19 protein-coding genes are annotated in these 18,314 nt (G+C 60.5%); 5 read left to right on the forward strand and 14 right to left on the reverse strand.

What is annotated here, in order from left to right:
* Positions 1 to 25 precede the first annotated feature (25 nt).
* The 9 genes from B7E11_RS06410 to isdC all read right to left on the reverse strand — a co-directional run bounded on the left by B7E11_RS06410 (position 26) and on the right by isdC (position 9,889).
* Entirely contained in the window at positions 26 to 1,387 is a 1,362-nt protein-coding gene (locus B7E11_RS06410) for a cytosine permease (RefSeq protein ID WP_245809637.1), read from the reverse strand.
* A 47-nt stretch (positions 1,388 to 1,434) separates the two neighbouring features.
* Positions 1,435 to 1,806, reverse strand: coding sequence for an OsmC family protein (locus B7E11_RS06415; protein ID WP_176220625.1), 372 nt, complete (start codon positions 1,804 to 1,806; stop codon positions 1,435 to 1,437).
* Positions 1,807 to 1,856: 50 nt separating this feature from the next.
* Positions 1,857 to 2,438 (reverse strand): TetR/AcrR family transcriptional regulator, encoded by a 582-nt coding sequence (locus tag B7E11_RS06420; RefSeq protein WP_080832823.1) that lies wholly within the window; start codon positions 2,436 to 2,438, stop codon positions 1,857 to 1,859.
* Between the two features lie 430 nt (positions 2,439 to 2,868).
* A complete protein-coding gene (locus B7E11_RS06425) occupies positions 2,869 to 3,669 on the reverse strand; it encodes an ABC transporter ATP-binding protein (protein ID WP_080832762.1) in 801 nt (266 codons plus the stop codon).
* A complete protein-coding gene (locus B7E11_RS06430) occupies positions 3,659 to 4,642 on the reverse strand; it encodes a FecCD family ABC transporter permease (RefSeq protein ID WP_080832763.1) in 984 nt (327 codons plus the stop codon). The genes B7E11_RS06425 and B7E11_RS06430 overlap by 11 nt, the downstream gene beginning before the upstream one ends.
* On the reverse strand, positions 4,639 to 5,556 hold the full coding sequence (gene isdE / locus B7E11_RS06435) for a heme ABC transporter substrate-binding protein IsdE (protein ID WP_080832764.1): 918 nt from the start codon (positions 5,554 to 5,556) through the stop codon (positions 4,639 to 4,641). Before isdE ends, B7E11_RS06430 begins: the two co-directional genes overlap by 4 nt.
* Positions 5,557 to 5,679: 123 nt before the next feature.
* On the reverse strand, positions 5,680 to 5,952 hold the full coding sequence (locus B7E11_RS06440; protein ID WP_080832765.1) for a hypothetical protein: 273 nt from the start codon (positions 5,950 to 5,952) through the stop codon (positions 5,680 to 5,682).
* A gap of 165 nt (positions 5,953 to 6,117) precedes the next feature.
* The gene (locus B7E11_RS06445) at positions 6,118 to 8,547 is read right to left on the reverse strand and encodes an NEAT domain-containing protein (protein WP_176220626.1); all 2,430 of its coding nucleotides are present in this window, start codon (positions 8,545 to 8,547) and stop codon (positions 6,118 to 6,120) included.
* Between the two features lie 673 nt (positions 8,548 to 9,220).
* Positions 9,221 to 9,889, reverse strand: coding sequence for a heme uptake protein IsdC (isdC, locus tag B7E11_RS06450; protein ID WP_176220627.1), 669 nt, complete (start codon positions 9,887 to 9,889; stop codon positions 9,221 to 9,223).
* Between the two features lie 271 nt (positions 9,890 to 10,160).
* Between isdC and B7E11_RS06455 the strand changes: the two genes are divergently transcribed.
* The 3 genes from B7E11_RS06455 to isdG are packed head-to-tail and all read left to right on the forward strand — an operon-like array spanning position 10,161 to position 13,254.
* A complete protein-coding gene (locus tag B7E11_RS06455) occupies positions 10,161 to 11,120 on the forward strand; it encodes an ABC transporter substrate-binding protein (RefSeq protein WP_080832768.1) in 960 nt (319 codons plus the stop codon).
* Positions 11,117 to 12,115: a FecCD family ABC transporter permease gene (locus B7E11_RS06460; RefSeq protein ID WP_080832769.1), complete on the forward strand. Its 999-nt coding sequence runs from the start codon at positions 11,117 to 11,119 to the stop codon at positions 12,113 to 12,115. Before B7E11_RS06455 ends, B7E11_RS06460 begins: the two co-directional genes overlap by 4 nt.
* Positions 12,112 to 13,254: a heme oxygenase gene (gene isdG / locus B7E11_RS30580; RefSeq protein ID WP_080832770.1), complete on the forward strand. Its 1,143-nt coding sequence runs from the start codon at positions 12,112 to 12,114 to the stop codon at positions 13,252 to 13,254. The genes B7E11_RS06460 and isdG overlap by 4 nt, the downstream gene beginning before the upstream one ends.
* Positions 13,255 to 13,307: 53 nt before the next feature.
* Here isdG and B7E11_RS06470 read toward each other — a convergent pair whose 3' ends face one another.
* The 5 genes from B7E11_RS06470 to B7E11_RS06490 all read right to left on the reverse strand — a co-directional run bounded on the left by B7E11_RS06470 (position 13,308) and on the right by B7E11_RS06490 (position 16,416).
* Positions 13,308 to 14,144 carry an undecaprenyl-diphosphate phosphatase gene (locus tag B7E11_RS06470; RefSeq protein WP_240353170.1) on the reverse strand — a complete coding sequence of 279 codons (837 nt, stop codon included), beginning with the start codon at positions 14,142 to 14,144 and terminating at the stop codon, positions 13,308 to 13,310.
* Between the two features lie 103 nt (positions 14,145 to 14,247).
* A complete protein-coding gene (locus B7E11_RS06475; RefSeq protein WP_080832825.1) occupies positions 14,248 to 14,691 on the reverse strand; it encodes a threonine/serine exporter family protein in 444 nt (147 codons plus the stop codon).
* A complete protein-coding gene (locus B7E11_RS06480; RefSeq protein WP_080832771.1) occupies positions 14,691 to 15,476 on the reverse strand; it encodes a threonine/serine exporter family protein in 786 nt (261 codons plus the stop codon). The genes B7E11_RS06475 and B7E11_RS06480 overlap by 1 nt, the downstream gene beginning before the upstream one ends.
* Positions 15,477 to 15,626: 150 nt before the next feature.
* A complete protein-coding gene (locus B7E11_RS06485) occupies positions 15,627 to 15,986 on the reverse strand; it encodes an ArsR/SmtB family transcription factor (RefSeq protein WP_080832772.1) in 360 nt (119 codons plus the stop codon).
* Between the two features lies 1 nt (position 15,987).
* The gene (locus B7E11_RS06490; RefSeq protein WP_080832773.1) at positions 15,988 to 16,416 is read right to left on the reverse strand and encodes an SRPBCC family protein; all 429 of its coding nucleotides are present in this window, start codon (positions 16,414 to 16,416) and stop codon (positions 15,988 to 15,990) included.
* A 217-nt stretch (positions 16,417 to 16,633) separates the two neighbouring features.
* On the opposite strand from B7E11_RS06490, the gene B7E11_RS28820 reads away from it, so the two are divergent.
* Together B7E11_RS28820 and B7E11_RS06495 are read left to right on the forward strand one after the other, a co-directional pair.
* Positions 16,634 to 17,032 (forward strand): hypothetical protein, encoded by a 399-nt coding sequence (locus B7E11_RS28820; RefSeq protein ID WP_139787092.1) that lies wholly within the window; start codon positions 16,634 to 16,636, stop codon positions 17,030 to 17,032.
* 68 nt (positions 17,033 to 17,100) lie between these two features.
* A complete protein-coding gene (locus B7E11_RS06495) occupies positions 17,101 to 18,288 on the forward strand; it encodes an oxalate decarboxylase family bicupin (RefSeq protein ID WP_080832774.1) in 1,188 nt (395 codons plus the stop codon).
* The last annotated feature ends 26 nt before the right edge of the window (positions 18,289 to 18,314 follow it).

Below are 18,314 nucleotides of genomic sequence, written 5' to 3' on the forward strand. Positions count from 1 at the left end.
TGAGCAGCCTCCATCCGCGCGTCCGTCAGAACCCCGTTTGATCTTCGCGGCTCCGTCCGAACGCATAAGGAATTTTCAATAGATTCAGCAAATAAGCGATCACGATATACCCGGCAAGCGACAGCACGATCGCATTGACCGGGCCGATGCCGAACGTCAGCCTGGAAGCCGCAAAGCCCGCCAAAATCACGACCGCAATGGCCGCCACGTTAAGCTTGTCATACTCGGCGCCGGGACCGAAACGGTACTCTTGCTTGCGGATATACGGACCGACGATCCAATGGTCGGCGATCATGACGCCCGCGATCGGCGGCACGTACGTCCCGAGAAAATTAAGAAACGGCACGAATTTATCCTGGATGCCCGTTACCGCGATCGCGATGCCCAGCGCCCCCATCACGAGGACCAGAATGAATTTCGGCAGCTTGATGACGTTCCGCAGCCCCAGCGCGCCGGTGTACAAATTGCTGTCGTTCGTCGTCCATTGCGCAAACACGAGGATCAAAAAAGCGAAAAACCCGAGGCCGATTTGCGCCATCGCCGCCGGAATGTTCGCGGTTGCGCCCAGGCTCGGCACTTGCGCCGCGAACGTCATGGCCGCTCCGGCCACGATGCAGAACAGCCCGCCTAGAAAGTACCCCGTGGACACGCCCATGCCGCCGCCAAGCGGCGTTTTGCCGTAACGGGAAACGTCCGGGAACACGACCGCGCCGAGCGCCGCGTTGCCGACCACGAGCGTAATGCCCGCGAACAACGTCATCGGCTCGCCCACCGGAACGGAACTCAGCAAAGCTTCAAAGCTTCCGGCATGATTGACCGCCGCGACAAAGCCCCAAATCGACAAGATGAAAATTAGCGGAACCGCGATAAAGCTGACCGCCGCAAGCCCGCGATAGCCGATAAACGCGGTCGCGATCATCAAAATGCCGCCCCAAATCATCGCAACCGTCTGATCGGCGAACCATTGTCCGGGGAACATCTGCTCGATTGTCAACCCGAAAAACGCGATCTGCCAGCCGAACCAGCCGACGCCCATCGTAATCGAGAGAAGAAGGCCGAAAATCCCCGCACCCCAACGTCCGAACGCCTGCCTGGCCAGCACGGTCGTCGATACGCCGTATTTCGCGCCCATCCAGCCTTGGAAAAATCCATAAATCGCAAGAATCAGCATGCCGAACACGCCGGCGAGAACGGCTTGTCCGAAGCTCAAGCCGGCCGCCAGCGATCCTCCCGCGAACATCGTCGACAACGAGATGATCCACGCGCAGCTGGTCACGGAAATATTTAAAAACGATTTGCGCTTGTCGCCCGGCACCGCTGTAATCGAATAATCCTCCACGCCGGCATTGCCTGCCGGATTCGATGCCGTCATTTGAGACTGCGTCATCGAACACACTCTCCTTTGGATGGTCATGTTAGCCCCGTCGGGGCCCGTTATTCCGCTTCGTAACTCAGCTCGCTGCCCCGCTTCAGCGTGTTGCCGATCGTGCATATTTGCGAAGCGTGCCGAACGAGCTTTTCCTTATAGCCGGACTCGAACAGGTTGGGAAGCTCGACGCTCAGGTCAAACCTCTCGAGCCGCGAGGCCCCCGAGCCCGCTTTCGCGGAATGAAGAGTGACGACAAACCGATCCGCCTCGACGCCGTCGCGCTCCATGGCCATGTTAAGCGACTTGGCCACGCAAAGCGCAAGCGAGCACTCGAGCAGCACGATCGGCGTCCAGGAAGTCGAAGCTTCCGTTCCCCATTCGACGCCTTCCCCGTCTTTTACAACGTAGTGATTGTCCGTCCAGCTTACTTCGATCATGTCGGTTCCCTCCATGTTGTGTAAAACGAAAAACGCTCGGTTCCTGTAAATCACACGCCGAGAAGCCCGAAAAACTCGAATCGCGCCGTCTCCGCGGCCAGCTCCTCCGCCGTTCGCTCCGTCAAATTCCCCTCGGGGTGAACCGGACCGAACAGCCACCGCGAGACGACGCCTTCGATCAGGCTCATCAGCAGCGCGGAGCGCACCTCGACGTTCATCGACTCGGGAAGCATTTTCAGTTCGATCGCCCTGCGCATATTGCGCCGGAAAGCCTCCTCCATCGCCACCCGCGTCTCGTGCGTCGCCTTGCGAATCGTTTCGTCCCCGCCGCTTCCCGTTAGTAGCATTTCCATTAAATAGCGATTCTCGCGAGCAAATTCGAACAATCCGCCCAAAAGCATTTGCGAGGACTGCACCATATCCTGCACGGAGCCGACCTGCTTGCGGTAGCCTTGCCCGATGACCTGCAGCAGCCGCTCCTTGCCGGAGGCGATGATTTCCAACGCCACGGCTTCCTTGCTCTTGAAATACCAATAAAACGTCCCCTGCGCCACCCCCGCCTGTCCGACGATGTCCGAGATTTTCGTCTGCCTGTACCCGTACTTGGCAAATCGCTCCACCGCGATCGACATCAGAAGTTCCTTGCGCCCCAAGTCGTTCGGAACCTCGTTGTCTCTATGGTCCGAAATACGTACCCCACCTCTCGATTGACTAGTCAGTCAAGTAAATCATATGGGGAAACTATGGATTTGTCAATTGGGGGAATGAATCGTGTCTGGGAATCGTCGAACGAAGCTGTTGATTCAATCCATGTATAATAATGGCGAACAGGAGGGGAAGGTCATGAAAAAAGCGGAATTCGAAAACCTCTTCTGATTCTCGGCATCTTATTCCGGGCAGAGGGATTTGCTGTCTTTATTGAAGAGGAATTTTCGCCTTATTTTACAGAGGGAATTATTTGGATAATAGCGCGGGTAATCCTGCTTACACCAGTTCAGGAAGTAAGGGACTGTCCAAAGAGTCATCATTGACCCCGGGCAGTCCCTTTCGTGTCTATCGTGTCTAGTAAGCAACGGCTGCGGCGCTGTTTTTCACGATCCCCGTCAAAACGACATGCAGCCCCGCCCCCGGCTCCCGCCGGACGACGGCCTCGACTCCGTAAATGTCGCGAATGGCGCGCTCCGTCACGACTTCCTCGGGCGTCCCCGCCGCCGCGACCGTTCCGGCCTTCATTGCGATGATCCGGTCGCTGTAGCGGATCGCCTGGTTGATGTCGTGCAGCACCATCGCGATCGTAAGGCCGTGCTCCTCGTTCAGCCGCTTGATGAACTCAAGAATTTCGAGCTGGTAGTAGATATCGAGATAAGTCGTCGGCTCGTCGAGAAAAAGAATCGGCGTCTTCTGCGCAAGCGCCATCGCGATCCAAACCCGCTGCCGCTCCCCGCCGGACAGCCGGTCGATCGCGAGGTTCCGCTTGCCCGCCAGATTCGTGCAGCCGAGCGCCCACTCGACCGCCCACTCGTCCTCCTCGCGGTCTCCTCCGAGCATCGTCCGGTGCGGCATGCGGCCGAAGGCGACGAGGCGCTCCACCGTCAGGTCCGAGGGCGCGTCGTTCTGCTGGTGGACGACCGCAAGCTTGCGCGCCAGCTCCTTCGGCTTGTACTGGTGAATCGCTTTGCCGTCCAGCACCGCCCGGCCGCCGCCCGGCGCATGATTGCCCGACATGACGCCGAGCAAGGTCGACTTGCCGCAGCCGTTCGGGCCGATGATCGTCGTGATTTTCCCGCTCTCGACGAGGCCGGAAACTCCTTTTAACTGATTCGTCTTTTTGTCGTACGAAAACGTAACGTTGTCAATTTCCATGGACTCGCGCGCTCCTTCTCAGCAGGAAGATAAGGAAAGGCCCGCCGATGACGGTCATCATGATCGAGGCCGGAATTTCGGTCGGCGCCAGAATCGTCCTGCCCAGCGTATCCGCCGTCAAAATGAGCAGCGCCCCGGCCAAAGCCGAAAACGGGATCAGAATGCGGTGATCCGAACCGACCAGAAACCGCGCGATATGCGGAACGAGCAGCCCGACAAAAGCGATCAGCCCCCCGATCGCGGTCGCCACGGCGGCAAGCAGGACGGCGACGATGGACACGAGCAAACGCGCGCGGTTGACGGGAAGCCCCAGATTGCGGGCGGTTTTGTCCTGCATCGCGAGCAGATTGCACCAGGACGACAGCAGCATCGCCAGCGCAAGGCCGGCCGTGCCGTAAATCAGCATCGTCTGCACGTCCGTCCACGTTTTCAGCGTGAAAATCGAGGTCGTCGCCTGGTTGACGCTCGTCACCGCGTAGCTCCCCCGATAGTTGAACGACTGCCCAAGCCCGGTGAAGGTCGCGTTGATGGCGATGCCGACCAGCACGATCCGGATCGGGCTTAAGCCCGACTTCCACGAAAGCGAGTAGACGAGGAAGAAAGCGAACGCCCCGCCGAGAAACGCAAAAAACGGCAGCCAAAAAAACAGCGCCGGAAAAATCGTGACAAACAGCAGCGAGATAAGCCCCGCCCCCGACGAAATGCCGATGACGCCCGCGTCGGCGAGCGGGTTGCGCATGACCGCCTGCAGCAGCACGCCGGACACCGCGAGCGACGCGCCGACGAACAAGGCGACGATCAGGCGCGGCAGCCGCAAATCGCGAATGACTTCGACCTGCTCGTTCGTGCCGGTCCAAAGCCCCTGAAGCAATTCCCAAAACCCGACCTTAATGCTGCCGGTCGCGGTCGAGTATGCGACGACGGCAAGCAGCAGCGCGATCACGACGACGAAGCTCAGCACTTTTTTCGTCATGGATACAGCATCCCTACGAGCGCGTCGAGCGCCTCATCGGCCGCAAGGTTTCCGGTCGTTCCGAACAGCGCCTCTTCCAGGTCGTAAACCCGTCCGTTTTTGACCGCGTTAAAATGTTTCCAGATGTCGTTTTCCTTGAATTCCTCGTCGAACATCTTCACGACCTCTTCCGGCATGCCGTGCGCCGCGCGCAAGATGACGTCCGGATTCGACTGGTGCAAATACTCGCTGTTGGACGCGAGGTATTCCACCGTCTCTCCCTGCACGACGTTGACGCCGCCGGCCATTTTGACGAGGTCGCCGATGTAGGAATGCTCCGTCGCCACCAGATAACTGCCGGGAACGCCCATCAGGATCAGCACCTTCGGCTGCTCCTTGCCGGCTACCGCCGCCTGAACTTCGGCGATTTTATCGTCGTATTTCGCGACGAGCTCCTTCGCTTCGTCTTCCTTGCCGTACTTCCCGCCGATCGTCGAAATCGCTTCCTGCATCGAGGCCAGGCTCGTCAAATCCACGAATTCCGCCTCGATGCCGGCGCTTTCGAACTTGGGCTCCAAATCGTACTGCAGCGTCGTGACGGACAGCACCTCCGTCGGCTTCAGCGATTTGACGATTTCCATATCCGGGCTCATCGGGTTGCCGACCCTCGTCGCGCCGTCGTAACGGGCCGGGAGCGTCTTCGCGCTCGTCGGCACGCCGACCAGCTCGATGCCGAGCGCGTCCATCATCTGCGTGACCGCGACGGTCGTCGCCACGATGCGGTGCGTTTCCGCCGTCTGAGCGGATGGACCTGCCTGGGCGGAAGATGCCGTCTCCGTGGGCGGAGACGAAACGCCCTCGTTCGCCGACGCCGAGCATCCGGCCGCGGCGACGAGCAGCAGCGCGCCCAGCCATAAGCCCCATCGTTTTTTCATCGGTGCAAAACTCCTTTCAACCTGCTTTCCGGGCCGTTCCCGCCCCGTCCGTTCCCGCAAAACCTCGCGGATGACGATCCAATCGAAAGCGGCGCCTTGTTGGAACTTTTCTTCATCGTCGGGTCATTGGCCGGGCACATGCCGTTTGGCCGAACATTCGCTTGCGTCGGACTTTGTCCAGTCAACAGCCGCACTTTCGTTAACCTCGCAGCCTTCGTTGGATTTTGTCCAATCAACAGCCGCACTTTCGTAAATCTCGCCGCCTACGTTGGATTTCGTCCAATCAGATGACGACTTTTTAAAAGATTTGCCCGGAATCCCCGTTTCTCGTTGGATAAAATCCATCCTGGAACGCTTCATTCGCCAAATAAGCTTTGTAGATTGGATGAAATCCAACGTAGGTTTTCCTATCCGACAAAGGGTAAAGGGGGCCTTCTTCAAAGGCGGCCAAATCGTCAAAACTCACGAAGGATGCCCTTTGCCGGCACCCTCCGCGAATCTCTTCGCGCGCCGTCGTCCCGGCAGCGAACCGCCGCGCGCCGGGAGCGCGCGGCGTAAGCGTTATTGCTGCTTCAGCAGGCGCATGATGAAGGTGACCGCCTCCGCGCGCGAAGCGTTGTCGTTCGGCTTGAGCAGCTCGCTCGACTTGCCGCCGATCACCCCCAGCTTGTAGGCCGTGGCGACGTACGGGCGGGCCCAGGATTGGACCTGGTCCGCGTCCTTGAACGGCAGCTCGGCCGTTTCGTCCGGCTCGATGCCGAGCGCGCGAATCAGAATGACCGCGATTTCCGTGCGCGTGATCGGGTTGGAAGAACGGAACGTGTTGTCCTGGTAGCCGCTGACGAGACCCGCTTCGACCGCTTGCGCGATATACGGTCTGACCCACAGCGGAATGTTGCCGAGGTCTTTGAAGGTCAGGCCGTTTTCGGCGCTCGCCAGCTTCAGCGCGCGGGCGATCAGCGCCGTGAATTCGGCGCGGCTTACTTGCGCGTCCGGACGGAACGTGCCGTCCGTAAAGCCGGTTACGAAGCCGAGCTTCACCGCTTCCTCGATCGTGCCTTTTGCCCAATGGTACTGAATATCGCTCAATCGGACCGTCTCGCCCGCGGAGCCGCCGGTTTCGGTGCCGGAGCCCGCGTTTTCGCCGCCGGTTTCTTCCGTCTCTTCCTCTCCCGGTCCGGCTTCGATCTTCACCGGCACGAGCCGCGGCGCGCCGAACTTCAGATCGATGTCGTATTCGTGGTGGTAGTTGTATTCCGGCCAATCGATTTTCACCCATGCCGGGATGATCGCCGTCAAATCCGCGACTTCGAATTCGACCGTGCGCGTGTTTTCGGCGCTGCTCGATTCGATCGTATTCGGCGTGACGCCGTTGACCGTGAACCCGGTAATTTCCTTGCTTTGCTTCAGCGTAACCGCTACGTAGTTCACTTTGTTTTCGACTCTCAGCTTGGCGGTCGTGACCACATAGCCGTTCATGACCGACGTTTCCGTCGTCCCTTTTTTCAAAACGGTAAAATCCATCGTATAATTGCCGTCGGACAGCAGGTAACCTCCGGTTCCGCCGCCATTGCCGCCGGTCCCGTCCTCTTCGGCCGGAGCCGCGCCGCCCAGCGCGAATTCGAACGTGCGCTCCGTCTCGTCCCCGTCAACCTTCACAAACGCGGTATACGTCGCGCTCAGATCGTAAAGCTCGAACTGTACCGCCTTCGCCGCCGTCAATGCAAGCGCCGCGACTTCGGACGCCTTCGGATAGACGAAGCTGCTTACGCCCGTTTTTTGCAGCTTGGTAACGGTCGCCCCTTCCGCCACGTTGAACGTTACCGTACCTTTCGCGTCTTCCACCGTCAGGCCGAGCGTGTCGTCGACATGCTCCTTCGCGTTGTCCGGCAACGTCAGCGAGACGTTGTATTTGCCGTTCGCCAGGCCTTGCTTGATGCTGCCGGTGTCGAACGCGAAGCGGATGTCGTACGTCGCTTCGTAAGGAGTAGGGACCCCGTTGTTGAGGTAGGACGTCACGACATGGACTTTCGCCTTCAAAATGTCTTTCAACTGCGCGACTTCGAACTGGACGATGCGGGTATCGGCGTGCTCGTCCGCGCTCAGCGTCGTCGCTTCCGCGTAGTTTTCGCCGTCCGCGGCCACTTTGAATTCCTTGACGACCGAGCTGTCCGCCACCGTCATCGCGATCCGCTTCTTGCCGTCCTTGACCGTAAGCAGCTTGGGCGCCAGGAAGTACCTCTCCATCGTGGATGGCGCGTCTTCTTCCGCTTTCAATACCGTAAAATCGATCGTATAATTGCCGTCCGCAAGCGTCGGCTCTTCCGCAGGCTGCTCCGGTTGCTCTTCGCCAGGTTGACCCGGTTGTTCCGGTTGTTCCGGCTGTTCCGGCTGTTCCGGTTGCTGCGGTTGTTCCGGTTGCTGCGGTTCCCCCGGCTGTTCCGGCTCTTCGGACCCCGCGAGCGGAATCGACGCCGTGTCGAAACCGAATTCGATGTCGTACTTGTTGTTATAGCCCGGAATCGTATCCGTAGCGTCTATATGGACATAGGATTTCGATCTTGCTCCCAGATCGGCGACCTTAAATTTGACCGTCCTTTTGTCGGCCGCCGTGTCCTCGCTTACCGTCGTCACCTTCGGGTATTTGTAATCCTCCGCTCCCTTGGGGTCGCCGTTGTCGACTTCCAGCGTCACCCACCAGTGGGCTTGCGTCAGTACGACCGTGACCCAGGTCTCGCCGTTGGCGATTTCGACCTTGGCTTTGGCGGCCTTGTCCATGTAGCCGTCCATTACGGATGCCGAATCCGTGCCTTGGCCGTCCTCGACCTTGTAAACCGTGTAATCGATCAAGTACGTGCCGTCCCGATACACCGCGGACGAGGCGGATTCGCCGGTTGCGGCGGAAGCTTTGCCCGGAACGAAGTTCAATCCGGCAAAAAGCGTAAAGACGGCCGACAATAACGCGATAACTTTAAAATAAGATCTGTTCAACATCGCATCTCCTTTTCGTGGTCAAGTCGTATGTTCCGACGCCGCGTCGGCCGCGGCGCGGTTGCGAAGCTTCGCTCGGCGCAGCAGAAAAACCGTCGCCGCCGCGGCGGTCGCCAGCAGGCCGACGAGCAGCGCGATCGCGCCCGCTCCGGGGCCTGCCGAATCCGCCTCCTCCTCCGCGGGGGAGGCGAGAAAGCCTTCCTGCGGCTGCGCGGACGCGCTTGCCGCAGCGTCCTCCGCCGCCGCTTCCGGGGCGGCGGAAGGCTCGCTCTCCGCAGCCTCTCCGGCTGCGGAAGCCGATGGAGCGGCAGCGCCCGCGGATGCGTCGTTGCCGCCAGGCGCGGCGCCGGCGGACGCGCTCGGCGCCGCCGTCTCGGCCGCGGACGCCCCGGATCCCGCCGGGCTGGCGGCCGCCCCGGACGCCGCCGGACTCGCGTCCGGCGTCCCGCTTGCGGCGGCCGCCCCCCCCCCCCCCCCCCCCCCGCCGCCTCCCGCCCCCCCCCCCCCCCCCCGACACTCCCCCCCCTGCTCTCCCGGGGGGAATCTCTGCGCGGAGAATAGAGAAAGGGAAGAATGATGGTGAAGAGGTTCTTTACAAGTACATCTTATGTTGGATTAAGTGCATTCAAATGATAGACACGCGCGTATGATCGTCGACGGCGTCGTCTGTGTATCAGAACCAGGCCCCGCCCTGCGCGCCCGGCGCAGCTCCGCCCGCGGAGGCGCTCGCGCCGCCCGACGTTCCGGCCGGCGGCGCGGACGCCGAAGCTCCCGGGGCCGCGGACGGCGCCTCGGCTTTCGGCGTCTCGGCGGGCCCGGCGGACGGCGTCTCCGCCTCCGGCGGTTCCTCCGCCGCTCCGGCAGGCGCCTCCGCCGCCTTGACCAGCTTGGCGCTGGCCGTGTCGAACACGAACCGCACCGTATAATCGTGATCGTAATCGATCGATTCGACCGTCACGTGCATCTTCACCGCCAGCGGGGCGGACAGTCCATCCACGCCGAAGCGAACGGTGCGCGTGTCGGCGGCCTTGTCGCTGGCCACGACCGGGGCGTCTATGTAGGAACCGCCGCTCGGCACCTGGAATTCCGTAATCCATGCGCTGTGATTCATCCGGATGTCGACCGTCGCCTCCCCGTTTTTCACGGTGAGTCCGGCAGGCTTTTCAAAATAGTCGTTGGCGATCGATACCGAGTCGTCATCCGCCTTCTTGATGACATAATCGATCGTGTACTCGCCATCCGCCATGTCTACGGCAGCCTGGGCCGCAGACGGCCAAGCAAGCAGCGCCATGAGGCACGCAAGCGGCAGCCATGCGGCGGAAATTCGGTTCCTTTTTCTCATGCGAAAACGAACAACCTCCCATCGAATAATCATTTTTTAAATGATTATCATTCTCAATTAACGACAAAAAAAGAGAAAAACCTGCTCTCCTCTCCCTCCGCCCTGCCAGGCAAATCGCCCGCAGCCCGCGTAAAACCCGGCTTTCCCTTACTTCATCCCATCACCTCGGCTCGATCATAACGACTCGAGTATACCACTAGAAGATATTGACATCAAGAACGATTCTCATTATCATTGAGAATAAATCTCAGCAAAGTCGAGGAAACAGGAAATGAACCTTTGCAAAATCGCCGGACTGTCCCTCCTGTCGATCGCCTTGGCGGGATGCGCGACGGGCGGAGCGGCGGGCTCCGGCGGCGCCTCCGGGGAAGCGGCCCGAATCAGCGTTCGCGACTTCGCGGACCGGACGGTCGTCTTCTCCGAAGTCCCGAAAAACATCGTCGCGCTGAGCAACGGGGATATGGACATCGTCTACGCGCTCGGCGGCACGCTGGTCGGCAGGCCGACCTCCTCCGGTCCCCTTCCCGTGCCCGAGGCGGCCGACGTCGAGCAGGTCGGCTCCACGCACGAAGTCGATCTGGAGAAAATTACGCTCGCCAGGCCCGACGTCGTGCTCGGCAGCGCGTCCATGAACGCGAAGGACGTTCCCGCGCTCGAGGGCATCGGAGCCAAAGTCGTGCTGACGGAAGCGAACTCGGTCGACGACATTAAGAAGCAGATCGGCCTGCTCGGGCAGCTGCTTCGAAAAGAGGAGAAGGCGGAGGAGCTGATCGCGGGCATCGACGCCAAGCTGGCCGAAGTCCGGTCGGCCGCGGGCAAATCCGGGCCCCGCGTCCTCCTCGTGTACGGGGCGCCCGGGACGAATATGGCCGCGCTGCCGAATTCGCTCGGGGGCAGCATTTTGGAGCTGGCGGGCGGAACCAATATCGCGGCCGACTATCCCGCCCTGCAAAATTTCCCGCAGTACGCGCAGCTGAACGTCGAACGCATCATGCTGGCGGATCCGCAGTATATTTTGATCATGACGCACGGCGATCCGGAGGCGGTGCGCGACGGCTTCGTGAGCGAAATGGAGAAAAACGCCGCCTGGAACGGCATCGACGCGGTGCGCAACGGCCGGGTGGACGTCCTGCCCTCCGAGCTGTTCGGCACGAATCCGGGAACGAGAGTGACGGAAGCGATCGATTTGCTCCGCGGTTTGTTCGAGGCAGGCGGTGGCCCCGCGGAATGAGAAAGCTCACGTTACGCGATAAGCGCAGGCTTTTTCTGTGGCTGGCGCCGATCGTCCTGCTGCTGTCCGTCCTCTGCGGACTGGGCTACGGTTCGGTGCCGATATCGCCGCGGGACATTTGGCTGGCGCTCGTGTCCGAGGGAGACCCGCTGTACCGGCAAATTTTGCTGGACCTTCGGCTGCCGCGGGTGCTCATCGGCCTGCTGGTCGGCGCCTGCCTGGCCGCGGCGGGCGCGCTGCTGCAGGGCGTCATGCGCAACCCGCTGGCCGATCCCGGCGTCATCGGCGTTTCCGCCGGCGGCGGGGTCGCGGCGATTCTGACGATGGTCGTCTGGCCGCAGGCGAGCTTCCTGCTTCCGGCGGCCGCGTTCGCCGGCGCGTTCGCGAGCTCCGTCGCCATTTATTTGCTTTCCTGGGACAAGGGAGCCTCCCCGGTCAAAATCGTGCTCGCGGGCGTTGCCGTCAACGCTTTGCTCGGGGCCGTGACGAACGGGCTCATGGTCGTCTACAGCGACCGGGTGCAGGCCGTGCTCCCGTGGCTGGCCGGCGGCTTGAACGGGCGGAGCTGGCACCACCTCGAATTCATGGCGCCGTACGCCGTCGTCGGCCTGCTGCTGACGGCGCTGGCCGTCAAGCCGGCCAACCTGCTCATGCTGGGCGACGATTCCGCCAAGCTGCTCGGCCAGAAGGTCGAGCTGCAGCGGATGCTGCTCATCCTGCTCGCTTCCCTGCTCGCGGGGGCCGCGGTCAGCGTCGCGGGGCTCGTCGGCTTCGTCGGGCTCGTCGTCCCCCATGCGATGCGGCTGCTGATCGGGGAGGACTACAAGTTGTTGCTCCCCTGCTCCATTGCGGGCGGGGCGGCGCTCGTCGTGCTCGCGGACACGGCGGCGCGCACATGGTTCGACCCGATCGAGCTGCCGGTCGGCATTCTGCTCGCCTGTCTGGGCGCGCCGTTCTTTTTGATTTTGCTTCGAAGGAGGAGTCGGCTCGCATGACCGCGATCGAAACGGAACATCTGCGGCTGGATATCGGCCATTTTCAATTGGATGACGTGACGCTGTCGTTTCCGGAAGGGCAAATCACGGCGATCGTCGGCCCCAACGGCTCCGGAAAATCCACCCTGCTTAAAATGATTTCCCGGCTCGCCACGGCGGACGGCGGCGAAATCCGGGTCGGCGGCTTGCCCGCCGGGTCGTACAGGGCGACGGATTTCGCCCGCGTGCTGACGATGCTGCCCCAGTCCAAAGGGATGTTCCCCGATTTGACGGTGCGGGAAATCGTCGCTTACGGCCGTTCGCCGCACAAGCGTTTCCTGGAAAGCCGGTTGTCGGCGGAGGACCGGGAAGCGATCGATTGGGCGCTTGCCGCGACGGATACCGGGAAGCACGAAGACCGTCCGTTCCATACGCTGTCCGGAGGCGAGCAGCAAAAGGTCCGGATCGCGATGGCGCTCGCCCAGAAAACGGGCATTCTGCTGCTCGACGAACCGACCACCTTCCTGGACATGTCCCATCAGCTCGACGTCATGGAGATGCTCCGGAAGCTGAACCGCGAATGGGGCATGACGATCGTCATGGTGCTTCACGATCTGCAGCAGGCGGCGGCCTACAGCCATCATCTCGTCGCGTTGAAGCACGGACTCGTCGTGGCGGAAGGCGCCCCGCGCGCCGTCATCACGCCCCGTTTTTTGCGGTACGTTTACGATATCGAAGCCAAAGTCAGGTTTGAAGAGGATTATCCCATTATCATACCGGTCAAAAAGGCCAAGGAGGACACTACGATGGTCATCGTTACGAACACGTCGAAAATTTCCAAGGGCAACGCCCACAAGCTGATCGAGCGTTTCGACAAAGTCGGCAAAGTCGAATTCATGGAAGGCTTTCTCGGCCTCGAGGTGCTGCTGACGGAAAACACGAAAGATTACGAGGAAGTCAGCGTCGTGACGCGCTGGCGGCAAAAAGAGGATTTTCAAGCGTGGACCAAAAGCAGCGCGTTCAAGGAATCGCACAAGCATCGCGAAATTCCGGACTACATTTTGGAAAATAAAATCACGTTCCAAGAAGTCAAAATCGTGCGCGATCCGCGGACGGCGGACGAACGCCCCGCCGCCGAAACGGAGGAAGCGGCCGGTTGACCGTCTGGATCAAGCCGAAGGGGCGCATCCCGCGAGGATGCGCCCCTTTCTTTTTACAGATATAGAATGATGGCTAAAACAGCTGCAAGCACGAGGCGGTAAATCGCGAACGGCCCGAGCTTGATCCGGTCGATCAGCTTCAGGAAAAACTTGATCGACACCAAAGCGAACACGAACGCGCTTATGAAGCCGACGATGAAAAAGGGCAAATACTCCGCCGTGAAATACTCCCAGTTTTTCAGAAGCGACAAAAAGCTGGCCCCGGCCATGATCGGCACGGCCATAATGAACGTAAAGTCGGCCGCCGTCTTGTGGCTCATGCCGAGCAGCACGCCGCCGGAGATGGTCGATCCCGACCGGGAAAAGCCCGGCCAGAGCGAGATGCACTGGAACAGGCCGACCAGCAGCGCCTGCTTGTACGTAATCTGATCGACCGTTTCGGTCTTGATCCGCTTCGGCGCGAACCGGTCGGCGGCCAGCATGAGCAGCGCCCCCGCGACCAGGCCGACCAGCACCGTCTCGGTCGAAAACAGATATTCGTCGATGTAGTCCTCGAACGCCAGCCCGAGCACGGCCGCCGGGAGCAGGCCGACGAGAACCTGAAGGAGGTTCAGCCGCTTGCCTCCGTTGCTGCCGGCCTTTTGGTCCAGCTTTTTCAATCCGAGCAAATCCAAAAACCGGTCTTTGAACGCGAACAGGACGGCGAGAATCGAGCCCAATTGGATGACGATCTTGAAGGTGTTCGCTACGGGCTTGGTCAAAAATTCCTCCGAATGCAGCCACATGTCGTCGACGATGACCATATGGCCGGTGGACGATACCGGCGCGAATTCCGTCAAGCCTTCCACGGCGCCGAGGATCACCGATTTCACTAACTCCAACCAATCCAACCGCTTCACACCTTTTTCTCTATAATTAGGAAGTCCGTTTTCCAGCGGTTTCATCATACAGAGAAAATCGTTGAAAATCAATCGGACCGAAGTCGGGGCTTCGCTAGAGGCCGGATTTGGAACCGGACCTGCGGAGGGTCAAATGGATCACTTCGGACAGCACGAGGCCGAACGCGATCGCTCCCGACAGCGTGAACGCCTGAAACGCCTGCTGGACCGCCTCGTCGTACCGATCGAGCACCACGTTGCGCATCGCAGCGTAGGCGGCGCCGCCCGGCACGAGCGGCACGATGCCCGACACATTGTAGACGGTAATCGGAGCCTTGAAGCGTTTGGCGAACCATCGGCTGACGAAAGAAACGACAAACGCGGCCAGCCATGTCGCGATCACCGGATCGGCATCCGCCCGAAGGAGGCCGTAATACCCCATCCAGCCCAGCATGCCCGTCGCCCCGGCCAGCGCCAGATGATTTTGCGGCACGTTAAAGAGCAGCGCAAAGGCGGCGGAAGCGACAAAGCTCGTCAAAAGCTGCACGAGCGCCGTCATCATGCTCCCATGCCCCTTAAGGACAGCACGATCGCGATTCCGGCTCCGATCGCGAGCGCGGTGAATAACGCTTCCGCTCCTTTGGACAATCCGGAAACGAAGTGGCCGGCCATCAGGTCCCGGACCGCGTTCGTGATGAGAACGCCCGGCACGAGCGGCATGACCGACCCGATGACGATGGCGTCCAGCTCGCGTCCCCAGCCGATCGCCACGAACAGCCAGGCCAGGCATCCAAGGATGAACGACGCCGCAAATTCCCCGAACAACCGGACCGGAATCCGTTTGGCCGCGAGCTGGAGCGTCAAATACCCCCCGCCCCCGGCAGCCATCGCGGGAACGAAATCGGACCAGCCCCCGTGAAACATGATGAGGAAACAGCCGCTGGCCAGCGCCGCGGCCGCCGTCTTGAGCCGGAGCGAATAGCCCTCGGCGGAAATTTCCGTCTCCCGGAGCAGCCGGTACGCTTCGGGGGCGGACAGCCCGCCTTCTCCGATTTGCCGGGAAATCGCGTTGACCTTCATCACTTTGCGCAAGTCGGTCGAACGGCTCGTAATCCGGCTCAAGCTCGTAAACGAATCGGCTCCCTCCGCCCTCGTTCCTTCGATCGTAAAAATAATCCCGGTCGGGGTCACGAAGCTGTGCGAGCCGGGCAAGCCGAAAGAACGCGCGATTCGGGTCATCGTATCCTCGACCCGATACGTTTCGGCTCCGTTCTGCAGCATGATTTTTCCGGCCAGAAGACAGATGTGCGCGATCTGGCGCGTAAATTCGGGGGATTGCGGCACCTTCCGTCTCTCCTCTGCTCGGTTGCCGTTTTTCGGGGCGGCTTGTCCGCGCCTCTTGGTCCCATTTTAGCAAAACTCGCCGGCCGCCGCCAAAACGAACGGTAACGCGCCGCTCCCGGAAATCGGAGCGGCGCGTGCCGGTTGGAACGGCTATTCCGAGGCTTCGCGCCCCGCGGGTTGTTCCTCCCCGTCCGTTTCGACCATCCGCTTGAGCGCGGACAGCTTGTTGTCCCAATACAGCTCGAAGTACGACAGCCAGCGCTTCAATTCGAGCAGCGGGTCGGGCTCCAGCCGGTAGCGGGTTTCCCGGCCGACCTTGCGTTCCTTGACGAGTCCCGCGTCGGCCAAAACCCGCAAATGCTTGGAAACGGCGGTCCGGCTCATCGGATAATGACCGGATATCGCCGTCACCGGCAATTCCCGATCCGCGAGCAGCGAAAGCATGCTGCGGCGGGTAGGATCGGCGATCGCCTGAAACACGTCGTGCTTTCCCGCAGCGGAAGCCGGCATCTCAGCCTCCGACGTGCGCGCGAAGCTTCTCGACGATCCCGCTCCACCCGTTGTCCATCCGGTCGCGAACGACGCGGTGGGATTCGTTGAACTCCGTGACCTGCTCCGCGTCCCATCCGGAATGAATGAGCGTGAACTCCGTCTTTCCGTCCCGTTCCTTCAACTCGAAGCGAAGCGTCCAATCCTTCCCCCATGTGAAAGCAAGAAGGGCCGGGGGCTCCAGTTCGGTTACTTTACAGGGGGAATCGCCGAACGGTCCGGCGTGAAGCGTAAACTCATAGCCCAGCTCGGGCTTGAAATCGCTCGGCATGAACCATGCGGCGATGCCGTCCGCCGTGGCGACGGCTTCCCATACTTTTTCGATCGGCGCGTTCAGCACCAGCGTTTTGCGAATATCGGGAATGTTAGGATTGTTTTCCGACTTGTCCATCCAAGCGCCTCCTCATCTATCAATAAAACGAAACCTTTTGGTTTCGCTTTTGATTTTATGACACCCGTAGGTTTCATGTCAAGCGGCGATTCCCGGCAAACGCCAAAAATAATAGGACATCCGGTTAACCGCTGATAACCGAATGCCCTACCTTGCCGAATCCTTGCTATTCAATTGTTCGTTACGCTCCTATCTTGGTTAATGAGGCCGTACGTACTTGCCGCGCTTCTTAACCTTAGTCGTTTTGCCGAAAATGAGACCGTCCCGCGTCAGCTTCGGATTCCCGCTACCCGGTGCCGCCACCTGTTCCATGCTCGGCGGGCCGCTTTCAACATCCGTCTCGGGTAGCTTCGCTTTCCTAACCCATTGGACTATCCCCTTTCCTTTTGATGACTACAGCTTACTTGAAAACGATATATTGTTCAAATATTCAGAATATTATTATTTCATCATTTTTTATCGTTTTCGGTCATCCGGCCCGGCTTATCAGATCGAATCTGCTTCTTTCGCCTATTTTCTTGTGCCCGTTCGTCGTTTGAAAATTTGCGCTGCCTTCCCACCCGTCCGTTTCCCCGGGCTTCCCGTCATTTTCTGCATCCGGCGGCATACGCCTTAGTCCGCGATCATATTTTTAAGGAGACCTCGAATCGTAACGATCCGCGCAACGACAAGGAGCGTGAAGCTTTGGACAGAACCGCCGACACCCCGGACAGCCGGTTTTCCGTCCCGCAGCCCATTCGCCCGGACGGGGCCGGGGCAACCGACCCGGGACCCCGGAACGTCATGCTGGATATCCAGAATCCCGACCTGCTCGTACCGCCCGCGACCGATGCCGGCATCGTGCCGAATTTGCGCTTTTCCTTTTCCAATGCCCATATGCAGCTCAATCGCGGCGGCTGGTCGCGCGAGGTGACCGTTCGGGATTTGCCTGTCGCCACGACGCTGTCGGGCGTCAACATGCGGCTGACGCCCGGCGGCGTCCGGGAGCTGCACTGGCATAAACAGGCCGAATGGGCCTACATGCTGCTGGGCCGCGTCAGGGTCACCGCCGTCGATCAGAATGGCCGTAATTTTATCGCGGACGTCGGCCCGGGCGATCTGTGGTATTTTCCGCCCGGCATTCCCCACTCGATTCAGGGTCTTGAAGACGGCGCCGAGTTTTTGCTCGTGTTCGACGACGGCAGCTTCTCGGATATCGACACCTTTTCCATCTCGGATTGGTTCGCCCATACGCCGAAGGACGTGCTTTCGGCCAATTTCGGCGTGCCGGAAAGCGCGTTTGACGGCATGCCCGACGACCAGGTGTACATTTACCAGGCGGAAGTGCCGGGACCGCTCGCGAGCCAGCAGGTTCCCGATCCCCAGGGGGCGGTGCCCCTCAGCTTCACGCACCGGCTCCTCGCCCAGGAGCCGATCGTCACGCCGGGCGGGACGGTGCGCATCGTCGACTCGACCAATTTTCCCGTCTCGAAGACGGTCGCCGCCGCCCTGGTCGAGATCAAGCCCGGCGGCATGCGGGAGATGCACTGGCACCCGAACAACGACGAGTGGCAGTATTATTTGACCGGAGAGGGACGCATGACCGCGTTCGCGGCGCAGGGAACGGCGAGAACGTTCGATTTTCGGGCGGGCGACGTCGGCTACGTGCCTTTTGCGTACGGACATTACATCCAGAATACCGGGGATACGAGCCTGTGGTTTCTGGAAATGTTCAAAAGCGACCGGTTCGCCGACGTCTCGCTCAATCAGTGGATGGCGCTGACCCCGCGCGAGCTCGTGCGGACGAATTTGAACGCGGGCGAGGAACTGCTCGATTCGCTGCGCAAAGAGAAATGGCCTGTCGTCAAGTACCCCGGAACTCCGGCGCCTTAACCGGCGAATTTCTCCCTGTCCCGTAC

Origin of the sequence: Cohnella massiliensis (assembly GCF_900169535.1) — a bacterium.
Classification (GTDB): domain Bacteria; phylum Bacillota; class Bacilli; order Paenibacillales; family Paenibacillaceae; genus Cohnella; species Cohnella algarum.